Consider the following 15,547-nt stretch of genomic DNA (forward strand, 5'->3'; position numbering starts at 1 on the left):
ATAGCATATCTGTGCGCAAAAAGAAAAGGGGCAGGACTACTCCTGCCCGGATTTTCCGTCTTCTTTTCCGTACAGCCTCCTGCCGTACTTTTTCTTCAGTTTCTGCAGCCTCATCAGTTCCTCTGCCGCCTTTGGCTGTATGCTGTCTGACAGAGCCAGCACAAGGGCATCAATAACCGCCACAGCAGAAGACATTGTGTGAAACTCTTCTTTTTCTCCCCGGTATACATACAGATTCACATCCGCCCTCTGTTCCTGGGGCGCATAAAGCCTGCTGGTAAAAGCCAGCGTGCGGCAGCCCGTCTCCCGCGCGTAATCCAGGATCATACGTCCCTCCTCCGACACTTTGGAGAAGCTGAAAAGGATAATCAGATCCCCCTCTCCTGCACGGGCGATCCCCTCCAGGACCTCAGAACCGCCGGAGGGAATGAGGGATGCCTGGAAGCCAAGGCGCCTCAGCCGGAAAAAGAGGAGTCTGGCCGCCGCCAGGGAGGCGTTCTTGGCATGGATATAGATATTCCGGGCGCTGCCAATGCGCTGCACCGCCTCCTGGAACTGCCCCATGTCCAGGTTCTCTCTCGTCCTCTCGAGACACTCCCGCTGAAAGTCAAACCAGTTCTCCACATCAAATCCCTGATCCTTCATCAGAGTGCCTGCCAGCTTTCCGGCTGCGCCCTTGCCGGCTTTTTTCTGGATCAGATCATTTTTCATCTCCTTGAAATCCCGGTATCCCAGATGTCTGGCGCACCTGGACACCGTAGCCTCGGACATACCCAGCCGTTCCGCCAGCTGTCCGATACTCATAAAAAGGAACTCATCTGTGTAGTCCTCCACAAAATCCATGATACGCCGGTCTGATTTTGTGTATTTCCCTTCCGGTTCCTGCACTGAAAATCCCATATTACATCCTTTCCCTTTTACCGCTGTACAGCTCCCTATCCATCTCATCCCAGACAATCCCCAGGAGCTCCTCCCGGATACCGGGCGTGCCTGCTGCCACCTGCCGCTCATCAGCCTGTATCCAGCCGCCTGCCTCCCGGAGGATCAGGCCCGCCGCCCCGTAGTCCCAGAGCTTCAGTCTCTCCTCAAAGAACCCGTCCAGCCTGCCGCAGGCCACGTAGCACAGCTCCAGCGCCGCGGAGCCCACCCGCCGGATATCCTGGCACCGGTCATACACAGCACGCATTTTCCGAAAGCTCTCGTCCGCCCTCTCCCTGTGCCCCGGGGAGGTTCCTACAGCGATCAGGCACTGGGAGAGCTCCGCCGCTTTGCTCACAGAGACAGGCCTCTTATTGAGAAAGGCACCCCACCCCTCCTGTGCCTCAAAGCATTCCCTTCTGTAGGGGTCATAAACAATGCCGGAGGTGATTCTTCCCCGCTCCGAGCAGGCCAGGGAGACGACACTGTGCTGGAAATCGTGGATGAAATTAGTGGTGCCGTCCACCGGGTCCAGGATCCACACCCGGCCATTCATGTCCACGCCGCTGTTGTCCTTCTCCTCCCCCAGGAACTGGGCGCCCGGGTCTATCTTTGAGAGCTCCCGGAAAATGAACTGCTGCACCCGCACATCCACCTCCGTCACATAGTCTGTGTGCCCTTTTTCCTTTATATGGTCCGCGCCCCTGCGGCCGGTCAGCTCTCTTCCCGCTGCCAGCACGATCTCCAGGGCCTCTCTGTGAAATTCCATCTGTCTCTCCTCCGTTTCCCGCCCCGCGTGACCTGCCGGCCTTACACCGCGCAGGGCTCATCCACCAGCACGGACACATAGTTGCCGCCGATGGCGTGTATCTCCTTCAGGGCCTTTTTCAGCAGCCCTGCCGTCTTCACCTGGAAGGCCGCGTAGTCCGAGACGCTGATCTCGTACCTGACCGCCTTCATCTCCTCATAGAGATCATACACCGTCCGGACTTCTTTTTCAAATCCTGTTCGGATACAGCCGTACTGCACTGCCTGGTGGGTGTCGCTGCCGCCCACCATGGGGATGCCCAGCTCCCCCGCCAGGGCTCCTGTCTTCCTCCTGGTGCCTTCCTCGTCCTGGGCAATGTCCTTCCCGTTAAGGTCCAGGAAGTCAAAGCGGCGAAGCTGCTCAGCAGGGAGCTCCGGTATATGCCCTCCCTCCCGGAAGGGGTGCCCTGCCCCCACGATCACCGGGTACTCGTCAAAGAGATCCCGCAGCTTTGCAAAGGGAAGGAAGCGCCCCTTCTCCTTGTAGGGCTCCAGCCGCCGGTTCAGCTCCAGGATATCCTCCGGCTTTCCGATGGACAGGACATGTCCGCCCTCCGCAATGTCCGTCTCCATGCCCGCGAAGATGCGGAGCCCGTCCCCGGTCACCAGGGTATCTCCCTGCCGGTCACAGACAGACATCAGGTAGCCGTAGAGCTCGTCAAACTGCAGCGTGTTAAAATGTTCGGTGAGGCAGAGGGCGTCAAGCCCTGCCCTGCGGGCCTCCCCAAAGAGCCAGTCTGTGTAAACAGTGGAAAACGGCAGCCTTTTTGCCAGTTTCCCGTGGGTGTGAAAATCTATATACATCTTTCTTCCTTCTTTCTTCCGCTTTCATTCATGCAGGTCCATACAGGCCTATACGAGGGTGCCCGCAAAGATGACGACAGCCATCCAGAGAAATGACACTGCCAGGAACAGCAGGTCATCGTAGGTGACCTTCAGGGTAGCCAGCTTCATTTTCTTCACCTCTTTATTCACCGCCGCATACCGGTAGCCCTTGATCTCCAGCGCCTCCACCGTGGTCCGGGAGCGCTTTGCCGTGTTCAGCATGAGGGGGTAAAAGGAGTGGATGATCACTTGTATCTGGTAGATCAGATACCGCACCTTTCCCGCAAGGGTGTCATGCTCCGGCGCGTTTCCCCGCAGGCGGTAGGACAGGAGCACATTCTGGAATTCCTCCATCAGCATGGGCAGCATCCGGTATGCGTAGGAGATGGAAAAGGACAATTTCTCCGGGCACCCGAACCACATCAGGCCGTTGGAGAGCCGGTCCGGATCCAGCCCTGAGAACACGGTGATGGACGCCAGGGACACGCTGGCCACCTTCAGCGTCAGCACCAGAAGGGGCACCACGGTCTGTGCGTTTCCCCCAAAGATGAGGGACACTACAAAGAGATAGCCAGTCTGGGAAAATACTCCCAGACAGAACAGGACCAGCACCAGGGGCGCCACCTTTGCCATGACTGTGGTAACTGCCACAAGGACGAAGCAGCCCAACAGAAAGGGCAGGTCGTCCACAAACCAGGGCGCCAGGGCAAAGAACACATACCACACAAGGAGGATCCTGGGGTCTCTCTTCGCGATAAATGTGTCGTCATTGCCGTAGGCATTTTTCAGCACCTGGTTCCTGAGGAAATCCATGGACAGCTTGTCCAGTATGTTTTCCGACAGTTTCTTCTTTATACTTTGCATTTTACTTCACCCTTTCAAATCCATGCACAAACTCATCAATGGTGTAGCAGAAGGCCCTCTCGTCCAGCGCCTTCCCCATCTGGAAGATTTCCGGCGGTCGGATGCCCACCTGTTCCACCACGTCCCGGTTCCCGAAGACCTCGTCCCTGGTGCCGTCCGCAAGGACTCTGCCGCCGCTAAGGACGATGATCCGCTCCGCCCACTCGCAGACAAGCTGCATATCGTGGGTGGCGATCATGACCGTGTCCGTGATCTCCTTCATGTCTCTGAGCGTCTTCATGATCTCTTTTCTCGTCGCAATGTCCAGATTGGCCGTGGGCTCGTCCAGGAGCAGGATCTCCGGCTGCAGCGCCACGCCGATGGCAAGGCTGGCCCGGCGCATCTGGCCCCCTGAGAGGAGACGCCCGTCCCTGTCCTTCAGCTCTGTCAGGCGGAACCGTCGAAGGAGTTCTTCGGTCCGCTCCTGCCAGCCCTCCTCATTTCTCACCTTCATGGCGTAGGCTATGTCCGCCTCTATGGAGTCCTTGATAAACATGTCCTCCGGGTTCTGGTAGACTAAGGAGACATACCGGGAGAGCTTCTCCGGCTTTGTATCGCCCACGCTCTGTCCTTTCAGCACGACTCTCCCATCCGAGGGCTTTAAGAGCCCCACCATCAGCTTCATCAGAGTGGATTTGCCCGCGCCGTTGGAACCGATGAGGGCGATTTTCTCGCCCTTGTACAGTTTCAGGTCAAGGCCGCTGAAGATCTGCTTGGGCTCCCCCTTCACCGAGCGGTAGGAGACAGACACATTTTCACAGGAAACAGTCTCCTCCTTCTCTCCGGCGGGGGAAGGCTCCCCACAGTTCTCTTTTCTGCCGGTATAAATGAAATCTGCAAATGTCTTCCGGCCTTCTTCTACAGTGGAAGGCAGCTTTCCTCCCTCTGCCAGCCGGCCCTCTGTTCTCAGCCTGTAGGCAGCCCGGGTCACCTGGGGCGGAAAAATGTCGCTCTCCTCCAGCTCCTCCACCCTCTGGAGCGCCTCGACCACGGGCAGCTTCCATTTTATTTTCCCATCCTTCATGAGCACTGCGTGTTTGCAGTAGTTGCCGATGTATTCCGTGTGATGCTCGATCACGATGATCGTCTTGCCGTGCTGTTCATTCAGCTCTTTTAATATCTCGTAAATGGTATCCGCGTGGTGGGGGTCCAGCTGGGCGATGGGCTCGTCCAGGATCAGCACCTCAGGACTTAAGGACAGGGCTCCGGCCAGAGCCAGGAGATGGGTCTGGCCGCCGGAGAGCTGCCAGATATAGTCCTGTTCCTTTCCGGAGAGACCGCATTTTTCCAGGGCCTCCATTCCTCTCTCCCTGTAGTCCTTCATCGCATAGTTCATGCAGGCGTAGGAGGCGTCGTCCAGCACGGTAGGGCGGACGATCTGGTTTTCAAAATCCTGGTACACATAGCCCACCTTCCGGGCCAGGGTCCCGATGTCTGACTCCCTCGTCTCCACGCCGGCCGCCTGCACGCTTCCCTCGAAATCTCCTGTGATAAAGTGGGGGATCAGGCCGTTCATGGCCTTGCAGAGAGTAGACTTCCCGCAGCCGTTATTTCCGATGATGGCCACAAAATCTCCCTTCTCTATCTCCAGGTCCACGCCTTTTAAAACAGGGGTCTTGGCCCCTGGATAAGAAAATTTCAGGTCTTTGATCTCAATGACATTCATGCCCCTACACTCCCTGCGTGGCTTTGGAGGACTCTGCCCTCTTCTTCATAACAGCCAGCACGATGACAGCCACCACAGCAGCCACGATCATCCCGGCAGCCAGAGCTGTACCGCTTCCGGCCCAGTCCGCCTCCCAGTCGATGAGGGACATGCCGCTCTCTGCCAGCATCTCCGCACAGACAGCCACGGCAAATGCCACCAGCGAACCGAGGACTACCTTCGCGTTTACTGCGCCCAGGGCCGTCTCCTTTGTCCTGGGCCTCATGCCGATCAGAGGCTCGATCTTCCCGTAAAGCCTGGGCACAAGGAACAGCGTCGGAAGCATGCAGAACAGGATGCCCGAGAAGACCACGTCATTGAGGCAGGCAAATCCCTCTGTGGCGAACACGCTCTGGGGAAGTCCCGGAACCGCCTCAAAATCCTGCACCGCAAACTGTACCTTCAGGATGTCCACGATCATGCCCAGCACCTGCTGGATGATAACGCCGCTGATAGCTGCGATTCCCACCATTTTCCGGTTTCTGGGGTCTCTCACCATTCTCCCCGCAATGTACACACCGATCGTCACTGTGATGAATTTCTCCAGCTCTCCCAGTCCTCCGAACTGTCCCAGCATGATCTCGCTGAAGACAAGCTCGCCGGTAGCTGCGCCAAGGGCTGCTGACATAGGATCAAACAGCATGGCCAGCACCAGGGGGATGAACAGGAAATACTCCACTGAAAATTCCACGATGCCCACCTGGATAGATGGGATGAGTTCTGTAAATAAAGTTGCCAGTCCGTAAAGGGACATTGTGAGCACAAACACCATAAGCTTCTGTGACTGCGTCGCATTCTCTCGCTTTGTCATTTTCTCTTACCTCCTGATAACAGTTCTTGTCGTTATTGATGATCATCATCTCTCATCATCTACTCCGTCATCATAGCAGAAGGAGGTTAAATGCATCCGCTCAGTATCGTAAAATGTAAGTTAATTTTCATTTCTATTTATATAATGAAAATATTTTTACGCATTTTAATCAGCTGCTCTTCCTATATTGCAGAAAAAAAGAGCCCCATCCTCAGCAATGTCATTTAGTTAAGGCACTGAAATGATAACTCTCTTTTAGGCAGAACTTGGGGATTCCCAGCTCTGCCTATTGTTTTCCTTTTTAGGAAAAAGTTTGTCTGTGTTCAAGCAGCATAAAAAGACAGATTGCCATCTGTCTGAAAAAGAGATATACTTTTGTAGAAGTTAAGCAACTCGATACAGGAAACTTATTGCTGACTTGGGTTTGACTTTGCGAGGGTCTGAACGCCCAGGTCTGACAGGTAAAAGATTCTTCCGTATCAGTTCCTCAACGTTAGGTGGAGAAATATCATTCCGAAGGAAATATCGGCATACATGGATTGCTATTGTGTAGTTCATTTGATAAATATGTTTTGTATCCTTTTGATGGATCATCACGTGTATCGTGATGATTTCACAATAGTTATAAAGGATCAGACGTGCATATATTTCCTGCATGATATACTCCACCTTTTTTGAATGAAAACAGCTTAACCCAATTGAATATTTCAATTCCCGGAAAGAGGTTTCTATCCCCCATCTCATCGCGTAAATCTTCTTTATCTCTTCTGCCGGAAATTCTTCTATGGGGAGATTTGTAATAATGCACTCATATGAACTCTCTGAAAGAGTAAACCTGACCACCCGAAAATTTAAGGTATAAAACTTTTTATGGTGTAAATCCAGATAGTCAAAAGGGCTTGATTTGGGGAGGACCTTGTATTGTTTTGGATTGGATTTTACTTCGTTGGTCTGTTTTCGGGTCAGTACAAGCTGCATGGTATGATCAAATTCATCCTTATCAGGGAGCGAGAAACTTCCTGTCATGCTGCCCCGGCCGCCATCCTTTACGCGAATCAGATAGTACATCTCTTTTTCCTGGACATGGGCAAAGATGTTATAGGTTTCATACCCTCTGTCAGCGATAAAAATAGTTTTCTTTTGTCCACGGTAACGGTCGATCATCTGAGTCATTGCAAGAGATTCATTTTCTTTCCGTGCAGGCTGTATCACAACATCGGTATAGCGCTTTTCACACAGGTCATAAAGCGCGTTCAGGTGGATCTGGTTAAAGCCTCTATCTGTTGACAGCGACTGGAAATAAGTGTCCGTATCTTTGGGGTTACGGGGAATATTCAGGTCAGACCCATCACAGGCTAACAGGCGATAGCCATTATAATTCTTTTGGAGTGGAAAGAGAGAATTAAATTCATGGAACAAAAAAGGGAATGTCTCCGGAAGCAGCTTGCTTCTCTGCTGGTGAAAGGCAGAAGCGGAGGGTGTATCAACGGAAAACCGAAAAAAATCCAACAATTCATTTTTCAAGCCGCCATTTTCCATAGAAAGAATACATTGGATTGTGGATGCAAAATCGAGTTTTCTGTTTCTTGAAAAATCAGCCGCAGGATTTTTTGCAAACAGCCATGGGAGCGAAGCCATTTCCTGGATCAGTGACAAAAGACTGTTTTTTACATGTTCAGCAAATATCATAAGCGTTACCTCCAAAAATGTAATACATTTAAGGGGCTTCGCCGCAAATTTTTCTATGTATGTCAAGTGTTTTTTGAAAAATACGTAAAAAAAGAGCAGGGTACATATCTCTTATATACCTTGCTCTGTAAGAACCGCTCCGCTAATGTCTTAACTAAATGACATTGCCATCCTCAGGGCTCTTTCTCCGGTCTATGTTCTGTCCGCACTTCTATCCATACACTTCCTCCCGCCTGGCCGACAGAAGGGGCAGCTCTCTTCGCACTTTGTCTGCATAGGAAAGATCAATGGTATTGACAATGACACCTTCTTCCTCCCCCATCTCCTCTATCACATCTCCCCACGGAGAGACGAGGAGCGTATGTCCCCAGGCCACATAGTTGGCCTGCATATCCCTGGCGCAGGAAGTTCCAGCCACAAAGCACTGGTTATCCACCGCCCGGCTGCGGAACATGAGCTCCCAGTGCGCCGGCCCGGTCGTCATGTTGAAAGCCGCTGGCACAAGGATCAGGCGGGCCCCCTCAAGGACCATTCTTCTGGCCAGCTCCGGAAACCGGAAGTCAAAGCAGATACACAGGCCTATCTTCCCGAACTCCGTATCAAACACCGTGCAGGCATCCCCCGGTGTCAGCGTCTCCGACTCCCGGAAGTGCTGTCCGCCCTCCACCTGGATGTCAAACATGTGGACCTTTCGGTGTTTTGCGATCTGACGGCCGTCTCTGTCAAACACATAAGCCGTGTTGTAGACCTTGCCCGCCTCATCTCTCTCCGACACGGATCCGGCTGCCAGGTAGATGCTGTGCTCTCTGGCCAGGCTGCTCAGTCTGCTCCACACAGGGCCACCCTCATCCTCCGCATAGGACGGGAACAGGCTGGTCTCGTAAGGACAGCAGAACATCTCCCCCAGCATGACCAGATCCGGCTTCTGCCCATCCAGCTCTCTCAGGCGGACTTCCAGCTGTTCCAGGTTCTCCATCTTCTCACTGTACACATGGGACTGTATCTGCGCGATCTTCATATCATTTCCCCTTTCCGCTGGCCCTACACATTCCGGGCCTTTTCCACTTCCTTCTCCGTAGCCCCGGTAAGACGCTTGATCTCTTCCGGACTGGCACCGCCCTCCAGCATCCGGCGGATCATGGACAGTCGCCCCTGTTCAATGCCTTCCTGTCTTCCCTCTTCCCTGGCTTCTTCCCGCTCCTGCCTTATATGCCTCGCCTGATCATACTCGTATATGCTCATCCTCTTCGCCTCCGCTCGATATTTCCTCAAAAACTCCTCAAGGATCCCCTCCCGGATACATTCTGTGATGGTGCGCTCCACCGCCTCTTCTATGGGCATCTCCGCAGCATGCCTTCTTATGCAGGCCGTGTACCTGGCATAGTCTGCCAGGGTCCTGCACGCTTTCATAAGCTCCGGATTATGACCTGCGTTAATGTTCAGCATCACCGCCTCCAGCTCCAGTTTATGCTCTTCTTCCTCCACCTCGTACAAATCCGACAGCTTCAGTACCCGCCTGTCAGGCTGCGCCTCCTCCCCGTTGTAAAAGATGATGAACCGGGGCGGCGGGAGTTTCACTTTTTTCCTTCCATATAGATTTTCGTTTTTGGTCAGGTCCGCATACAGATCTGCCAGATACAAAAGCATCCGCAGCGGAAGATTGGGGCTGTAGGTGGACTGGTGCTCGTACAGGGAGAGCTGAGAGTCGATCACAAAGGACAGGTCGTTCTTGATGGCCATGTAGATCGCGTTCTCCAGTGTATTGACACGCAGCGCCCCTGGGTCCTTATACTGTTTTCCGCTTACCGCATTATAAAGTCCCAGCAGCTCGGCCTTGCTTCTTCCGGCCCTGTTTCTTTTGTTTTCTGCTCATAGGCACCTCCTTTTTGAAGAATCGCAGGAGGCAGCCTGTTAAAGCAAAACATGATCTTCAGGAAACCTCTCTGCTTTATTGATGGGAATAAAAAGCATCGAGATTTCTTTTAGATCTTTTGATAGATTTTAGATACGGCTTATGCCGCCAGAAACTGCCAGAAATATAATGCTTTGTGCATATAATAGCATATATCCCAAGAAGTTTCCATAAGCATTTTTATTAAGATTAACACACAAACGTGTGAAAAAACCGCAGTCCCAAGGGACTGCGGCTGTATTTACATGATTAAGCTGTTGCTCAAAGATTACTCGATGATTGTAGCAACACGGCCTGATCCTACTGTACGTCCGCCTTCACGATATCAGACCAGTGTATTACGGTGTGCAAATGGTGATTTTTCGTGTGATTCGTGGAGGAAAGTCCGGATTTTCCGCTGTGTCCGTGTGGTTTTCTGGAATTTTGTTATCATGATGTTATCATTGCATTTTATTCAATATAACTAAAACCTAAAACAACACTATTAAAATCATCCCCTAATTGCAATGGCTTTTTATTATTATCTTTCTTCTCCAAAAGTAATTGATGTTCAAATTCATAATGTGAAAGAAGACTATACACGACTTCTAACGAACTATATCCCTTTCCTATATAAAAAATTATTGTATCTATTAAATTATCTACATAAAAATGCAGATTTTGTACTATTAAATCAATATATGGAAAATGCGATCCATCATGAACTATCATGTTTCTATTTCTATATATACGCATAATTTGCCACTCTAATCTTTTCCTATGTTTTTCAAGAACATTTTTCACTTTGCTTCGATCCGAAAACTGTTCTGCATAATGTTCTATTCTATACCTCAACAACGGATAATTATATATTGCAGCTTCTAATTCCTGTTTATTTTGTGCATATTCAGGAAGAACAAGTAATGCTATCATTTTTTCTATTTCATTTTTTCCTTTTACTTCTTCTGATAAATAATCATTAAACTCACAACAGCAATGTTTTAAGTCAAATAATAATTGTTCAATTAATGATTTGATATATGATGCATTCAAAACAGTGGTCAATGCATTACTAATCTGAGTAATTTTTACATAGCTATTTTTCTTATCTACTTCTATTAGCACTTCAATGATTGTCCATAAATTAAGTAACTGATTACTGACATTCTGATCTTCCATTGCAGATGTATGTAAATTAATTGCATTTATCATTTTATCCCCGATAACAGGAAAACTATTAATTATTTCCGCTATTCGCGCATAAGTTTGTTGTTCTGTTTTTCCACGTTCCCTAAGCAATAGCAATGCTGGTTTTTTCAAATAATAATCTTTTCCTGTTTCTAAATCTTTTACTATAGCCTGATTTGCATAAAAAGTTTTATTCGTATGACTATTATATTGTTTAAGTGATACACACAAACTTATCACTGCATGTGCTTTACGCCTTGCATCTTCTGGCTCTAATGATTCTATTTCTATGCCTACTATCCATGGGCTTGAATTTCCAAACAATCCGTTTTTATTTTCACTCACCTCTATATTTTCAAAAAGCTCTAATAATTTTTTAGCGTCTCTCTTTTTTACCGGAAAAGTCACTTTATATTTTTTCATTTGAAAATCAAATAAATTCAAAAAATAAGTAATTTCTGTTGACACATCTTTTATTTCATGTTTTCCAGAATAATATCTTTCTTTAATTTGTGAATAAATATATTCTTGACTATAGCCACGATTAATCAATTCCGTAAGCAACACCCTAGACAACGCAGATAATTTTTGACAATTCTGTACATTAAATTCAAAATTATTTATACACTCTTTAATTTCCGTTTTTAGAGTCTCAAAATACTTATCTTGAATCATCATATCGTCTATTAAAAAGCGAACTGTTCTTTTTATCCTTTTAATCGAAATATCAGAACCTGGATCTTTTTGAAGTTTTGAAAAATCTCTAGAATAATCTCCCTTATCATCTTTCATAAAAAACAATTCTTGGAAATTTGTACCATATAGCTTTCTTGCAATATAATCATTTAAATACATTTCCTTTAATTCATCATAAAGCGGGCGCATATTTCCTTTATCCATAATTTCTTGCTCCATTTTTTGAATACTGTTATAAATTTCCACACACAAATAATGAAAATTCAGTGTAGGAACTTTATACGAATCATGTCCATAATGAAACAACATTTCTTCCATACTTTGAACAAAAAACAAAAATGGCATTGTACTCGAATTTATATCCCATTTTTCAAAAGAATCTGCTTTCATTAATCTTTTCCCCCGTATATCTTATCTCGGTCCCATAAATTTGTCACCATTCAAATGTATCATATGCTCCGGCAATTCGGCTATCCATACTTCTGTATCCCATGCCAACTCTTCCGAAAACTTTTTATACGTTTTAAAATCCCAAAATGCCGTAACAAATATTTTTCCAGCGGTTACATCTTTTGTCATTTCTGTAATTTCCAGAATACGTTTTGGATCCATTGGACCTACTGAAGTCACTGACTCAATAAAATAAATCCAATTTTTGTCTTCCCTGTACAATACGACATCCGGCATTTTATCATGAAGTGTAATCTCAAAGCCCAATTTCTTCAGTTTATCTATATTTTTCACTAAATCTTTCTCTATCGTATCTCCTACATATAGACACTCTGCATTCTCAGCGAATCTCGGTGCAAACTCCTCTATAATTGCTTTCTGTAGTTCATTATGTTTCCCCGGCGAAAACTTAAAATCATCCCCATTTATTTTCACAGGCATCATCTTCATTTCCTTTTTCGATGCATAAATGTCAACTAGTCTTTCATGGTACATCATATATCTCGATGATATTTCGTTCCAGCCAACGCTTTGATAGTGTTTCAACAATTCCAATGTTTCATCAGTTAAGCGATAACGATAATTTGGACTATTCGTTGCTTTCCCATTATCTTCTACTAATGCTGCTGTTCTAAATCTGTGTAATGCTTGCTTTCTAAATGTTTCTCTACTATTTTCTGCGTAAGTGCTTCCATAATTTGAATTTGTAAACTGAATAATATCATGAATTCTAATCCACTCATTTGTTGCATTTCTCCATGACATATCTGGTTTTATTCCAGCCATCGCTAATAAAACATAACAACATATATCTGCCTGCTGTGCTTTTGGCATTCCTACAAATTTCAATATTTCGCGTGCTTCTTCAATCTTATCCACAGTACCCCTCCAATATCATATTACAATTTTTTTCTGACATATCTTTGCTTTTCATTATTTTCCTTCCCATTTCCTGAATAATATTAATATCAGGAACTGGCATTGCATTAATTTCAGTTGAATTAACCTGTGTTGAGCCATTCAAAATCCGGTAATATTCATCATAAATCGTTGAATTAAACAGCACATACAAACCATACACCAGGCACTCAGACATATTTGTAAGTAGCCCATCAATAAAATTAATCTTATTTTGTGTACTTATCTTTGAATACTGCGGAAATTTTTTCGACAAATATACCCCACACTGCAGTCTTCTCGGTTCTTCCTTAGCTGTAAATCTCTTTACAAACAAATAGTTATGATTATCCTGCATTAAACCCTTCTGTTCTGTCACAACATATTCATGCTCCTTTTTAATAGGGAACTGAACTACACCTTCTTTTATATGTTGTGAATAAAATAAAGGTATCGCTCCCTCTTCTGCATCGTCTCGTAAAATATCCCGATTTCTGAAATCAACAGTCAACCCTGTTTTCATTTTTAATCCTATGTCCGGAAGTGTTTTATCCCACTGATGCAGCTTTTGCAATACTGAAATTTCTTCTTCATTTGTAACCAAATATACATATAATTCTTTTCCAGAAACAACAAGATTATATGGAACTACCAATGTGGTACACTGGTCAAAATCCTTATTTGTATGCGTAGACGTAATAGTAACATTATCTGGCTGCACCTTTGTCTTTTTAACTTTTACTATAATAGTTTCCTGTAAAACATTTTCTTTATCGAATACTTTATTTCTACTACCAAACAAATGTATATGAATGAGCTTTCCTTCTGACAGGAAATATTCTCTGAATCTCTTAAAATACGCTCCTGATGTCCATGATCTTGGAATTATATAAACCATTTCCCCATCATCTTTTAAATTAAATAATCCCATTGATGCAAAAATGAAATACATATTAGGGGCTCCATAACAAACTGACGGCATTGCTGTCGCTTCCGGAGCATCCTTTGATATTTTCATATACGGGGGATTTCCAATCACCATGTCATATTTTTCCGGATTCCAATTTCCACCTAACATATGATTAAAATCGAGATACTGACTGGTTATATAATTCTCAGTTATAATTTTTATATTTATTTTTTTACTTGAGCATTCCCGCATATAAAGAAGATTTTCCTGTAATAATGGTAATACATTCTCATCGTTCTCATAACAGGTTACAATAATCTCTTTAATATCCTCTATTTTATCTAAGCGTTCGATCATGGCACATGTTAAAATTCCAGATCCTGCACCAGCATCTAGCAACGTAACTGTAGTCTGTTGCGGTATAATAAACAATCCAGCCATATATCTAGCTGTTTCAATGCTCGTAAAGAACTGTCCGTATTTTTTTCGCTCTTTTTTGGGCATTTCTTCAATATATTGATTAGTTTTGTCTACAATTTGTTCTAACATCAACTTCCACCTATCTATTTTATTTCTAAACAAAAGCTACGTCTTCACGCCTTTGAACTTTTTTCCTTTTTCTCATGTTACGATAATAACGATTTCTCGCCAACAAGTTTAAATCATCTTTATATTTTTCTACAAATCTATAAATTTCTGGAAATATATCAGGTTCTATTTGTCTGGCAGAAATAAGTAACCCTCTTAGCTTTTCAATCTCAATTATATCCTTATTCTTCAAGCAGGTTTTATACATTCCAATAATCTCATATCTTTTTTGATTTGGAACAAGCAATTTCCCTTTTTTTATTCCCACTCCTGTCACTTTCTTAAACGCGTTGTTTTGATAGTAATGATCTTTTTTCGCCTTTGCATGTAAACAATAACTATTCAAAAGTTCTTCAACATCTTTTCTCAATTGTTTTGATATACCAATATTCGATGAAAAAGTCATATCATCTACATACAACGTAAACTCACATTTATATTTTCGTGCAATTTCATATATATTTTCAAACATATCACTATAAGACCAGTATACCACAAGTTGGCTCGTTGGACTTCCTGTAGGTAACGTTCCTCCACACATAACTAGATCTGTCATAATCCAAGCGATATCATCTGCCATTAAAAACTTTTCTTTAAACATACTGTATACATATTTTCTTTTTGCCGAATCATAAAATTGTGAAATATCCATTGTTTTCACATTATAATTTCTACAATGATTTCGGGCATTTGAAATATAACTATGTTTCTTTTTTCCAGATATTACCCACTCAGGTGTTTCTATCCTACTCATTAATTTACAAATTCTTTTTTGAATACTTTTTAATTCTTTTTCCGGGACCGTGAAATTTCGAGTTCCAGTACCATTAGGTTTTGGTTCCGAAAAATGATTATATTTGTATGTATGATTTTGCTTAAAATATTTTTCATCCAGCTTCAGTACTCTGGCCAACTTTCTTCTGTTTCTCATTCTATATAATGGACTAAATTCTATAGAGTATGTTTTACTCATCTTCAAATTCCCCTACCTTTTCCAATATTTTAAGCAATTTCATTCCGGCACGAGCAATTCTTTGTTTTTTATCATTTTTTATTTCTTCACCTTCTAAAGATTCCGCAAATAGCATTAATGTTGATTTTTTCATTTCAAACACTTTCGCATATTTGTCTAAAACCTCCATCGTAGGCTGTTTTTTCCCATTTTCCAATTCTGACACATAGCTCTGTGATAATTCCAGTTTTTTTGCTAATTCTGCTGATTTATATCCATTAAATATTCTTAACAATCTTAATGCCTCACCCATTGTA

Annotated in this window: 14 protein-coding genes; all 14 read right to left on the reverse strand. The window is 45.1% G+C overall.

What is annotated here, in order from left to right:
• Window positions 1-36: 36 nt before the first annotated feature.
• Window positions 37-900, reverse strand: a complete 864-nt coding sequence (locus INF30_RS09155; RefSeq protein WP_226394974.1) for a MurR/RpiR family transcriptional regulator — start codon at window positions 898-900, stop codon at window positions 37-39.
• A gap of 1 nt (window position 901) precedes the next feature.
• Window positions 902-1,687: an inositol monophosphatase family protein gene (locus INF30_RS09160; RefSeq protein ID WP_076779479.1), complete on the reverse strand. Its 786-nt coding sequence runs from the start codon at window positions 1,685-1,687 to the stop codon at window positions 902-904.
• A 41-nt stretch (window positions 1,688-1,728) separates the two neighbouring features.
• Window positions 1,729-2,529 carry a PHP-associated domain-containing protein gene (locus tag INF30_RS09165; protein WP_226394975.1) on the reverse strand — a complete coding sequence of 267 codons (801 nt, stop codon included), beginning with the start codon at window positions 2,527-2,529 and terminating at the stop codon, window positions 1,729-1,731.
• A gap of 48 nt (window positions 2,530-2,577) precedes the next feature.
• Window positions 2,578-3,414, reverse strand: a complete 837-nt coding sequence (locus INF30_RS09170; protein ID WP_076779484.1) for an energy-coupling factor transporter transmembrane component T family protein — start codon at window positions 3,412-3,414, stop codon at window positions 2,578-2,580.
• 1 nt (window position 3,415) lies between these two features.
• The gene (locus tag INF30_RS09175; protein ID WP_226394976.1) at window positions 3,416-5,119 is read right to left on the reverse strand and encodes an ABC transporter ATP-binding protein; all 1,704 of its coding nucleotides are present in this window, start codon (window positions 5,117-5,119) and stop codon (window positions 3,416-3,418) included.
• Between the two features lie 4 nt (window positions 5,120-5,123).
• Entirely contained in the window at window positions 5,124-5,969 is an 846-nt protein-coding gene (locus tag INF30_RS09180; RefSeq protein WP_226394977.1) for a cell division protein FtsQ, read from the reverse strand.
• Window positions 5,970-6,353: 384 nt separating this feature from the next.
• Complete coding sequence (locus INF30_RS09185) at window positions 6,354-7,658, reverse strand: IS4 family transposase (RefSeq protein WP_076776291.1); 1,305 nt, start codon at window positions 7,656-7,658, stop codon at window positions 6,354-6,356.
• A gap of 211 nt (window positions 7,659-7,869) precedes the next feature.
• The gene (locus INF30_RS09190; protein WP_226394978.1) at window positions 7,870-8,676 is read right to left on the reverse strand and encodes a carbon-nitrogen hydrolase family protein; all 807 of its coding nucleotides are present in this window, start codon (window positions 8,674-8,676) and stop codon (window positions 7,870-7,872) included.
• 23 nt (window positions 8,677-8,699) lie between these two features.
• Window positions 8,700-9,398 (reverse strand): RpnC/YadD family protein, encoded by a 699-nt coding sequence (locus INF30_RS09195; protein ID WP_311136015.1) that lies wholly within the window; start codon window positions 9,396-9,398, stop codon window positions 8,700-8,702.
• 622 nt (window positions 9,399-10,020) lie between these two features.
• Complete coding sequence (locus INF30_RS09200) at window positions 10,021-11,823, reverse strand: hypothetical protein (RefSeq protein ID WP_226394979.1); 1,803 nt, start codon at window positions 11,821-11,823, stop codon at window positions 10,021-10,023.
• A gap of 21 nt (window positions 11,824-11,844) precedes the next feature.
• Window positions 11,845-12,762 carry a BsuBI/PstI family type II restriction endonuclease gene (locus INF30_RS09205; RefSeq protein WP_226394980.1) on the reverse strand — a complete coding sequence of 306 codons (918 nt, stop codon included), beginning with the start codon at window positions 12,760-12,762 and terminating at the stop codon, window positions 11,845-11,847.
• Window positions 12,755-14,239, reverse strand: a complete 1,485-nt coding sequence (locus INF30_RS09210) for an Eco57I restriction-modification methylase domain-containing protein (protein WP_226394981.1) — start codon at window positions 14,237-14,239, stop codon at window positions 12,755-12,757. The genes INF30_RS09205 and INF30_RS09210 overlap by 8 nt, the downstream gene beginning before the upstream one ends.
• Window positions 14,240-14,264: 25 nt before the next feature.
• Window positions 14,265-15,251, reverse strand: coding sequence for a reverse transcriptase family protein (locus tag INF30_RS09215; RefSeq protein WP_195488788.1), 987 nt, complete (start codon window positions 15,249-15,251; stop codon window positions 14,265-14,267).
• Window positions 15,244-15,543, reverse strand: coding sequence for a helix-turn-helix domain-containing protein (locus tag INF30_RS09220; protein WP_055260948.1), 300 nt, complete (start codon window positions 15,541-15,543; stop codon window positions 15,244-15,246). Before INF30_RS09220 ends, INF30_RS09215 begins: the two co-directional genes overlap by 8 nt.
• Window positions 15,544-15,547: the final 4 nt, after the last annotated feature.

It is taken from the genome of Claveliimonas monacensis, assembly GCF_014982975.1.
Lineage (GTDB): Bacteria > Bacillota > Clostridia > Lachnospirales > Lachnospiraceae > Claveliimonas > Claveliimonas monacensis.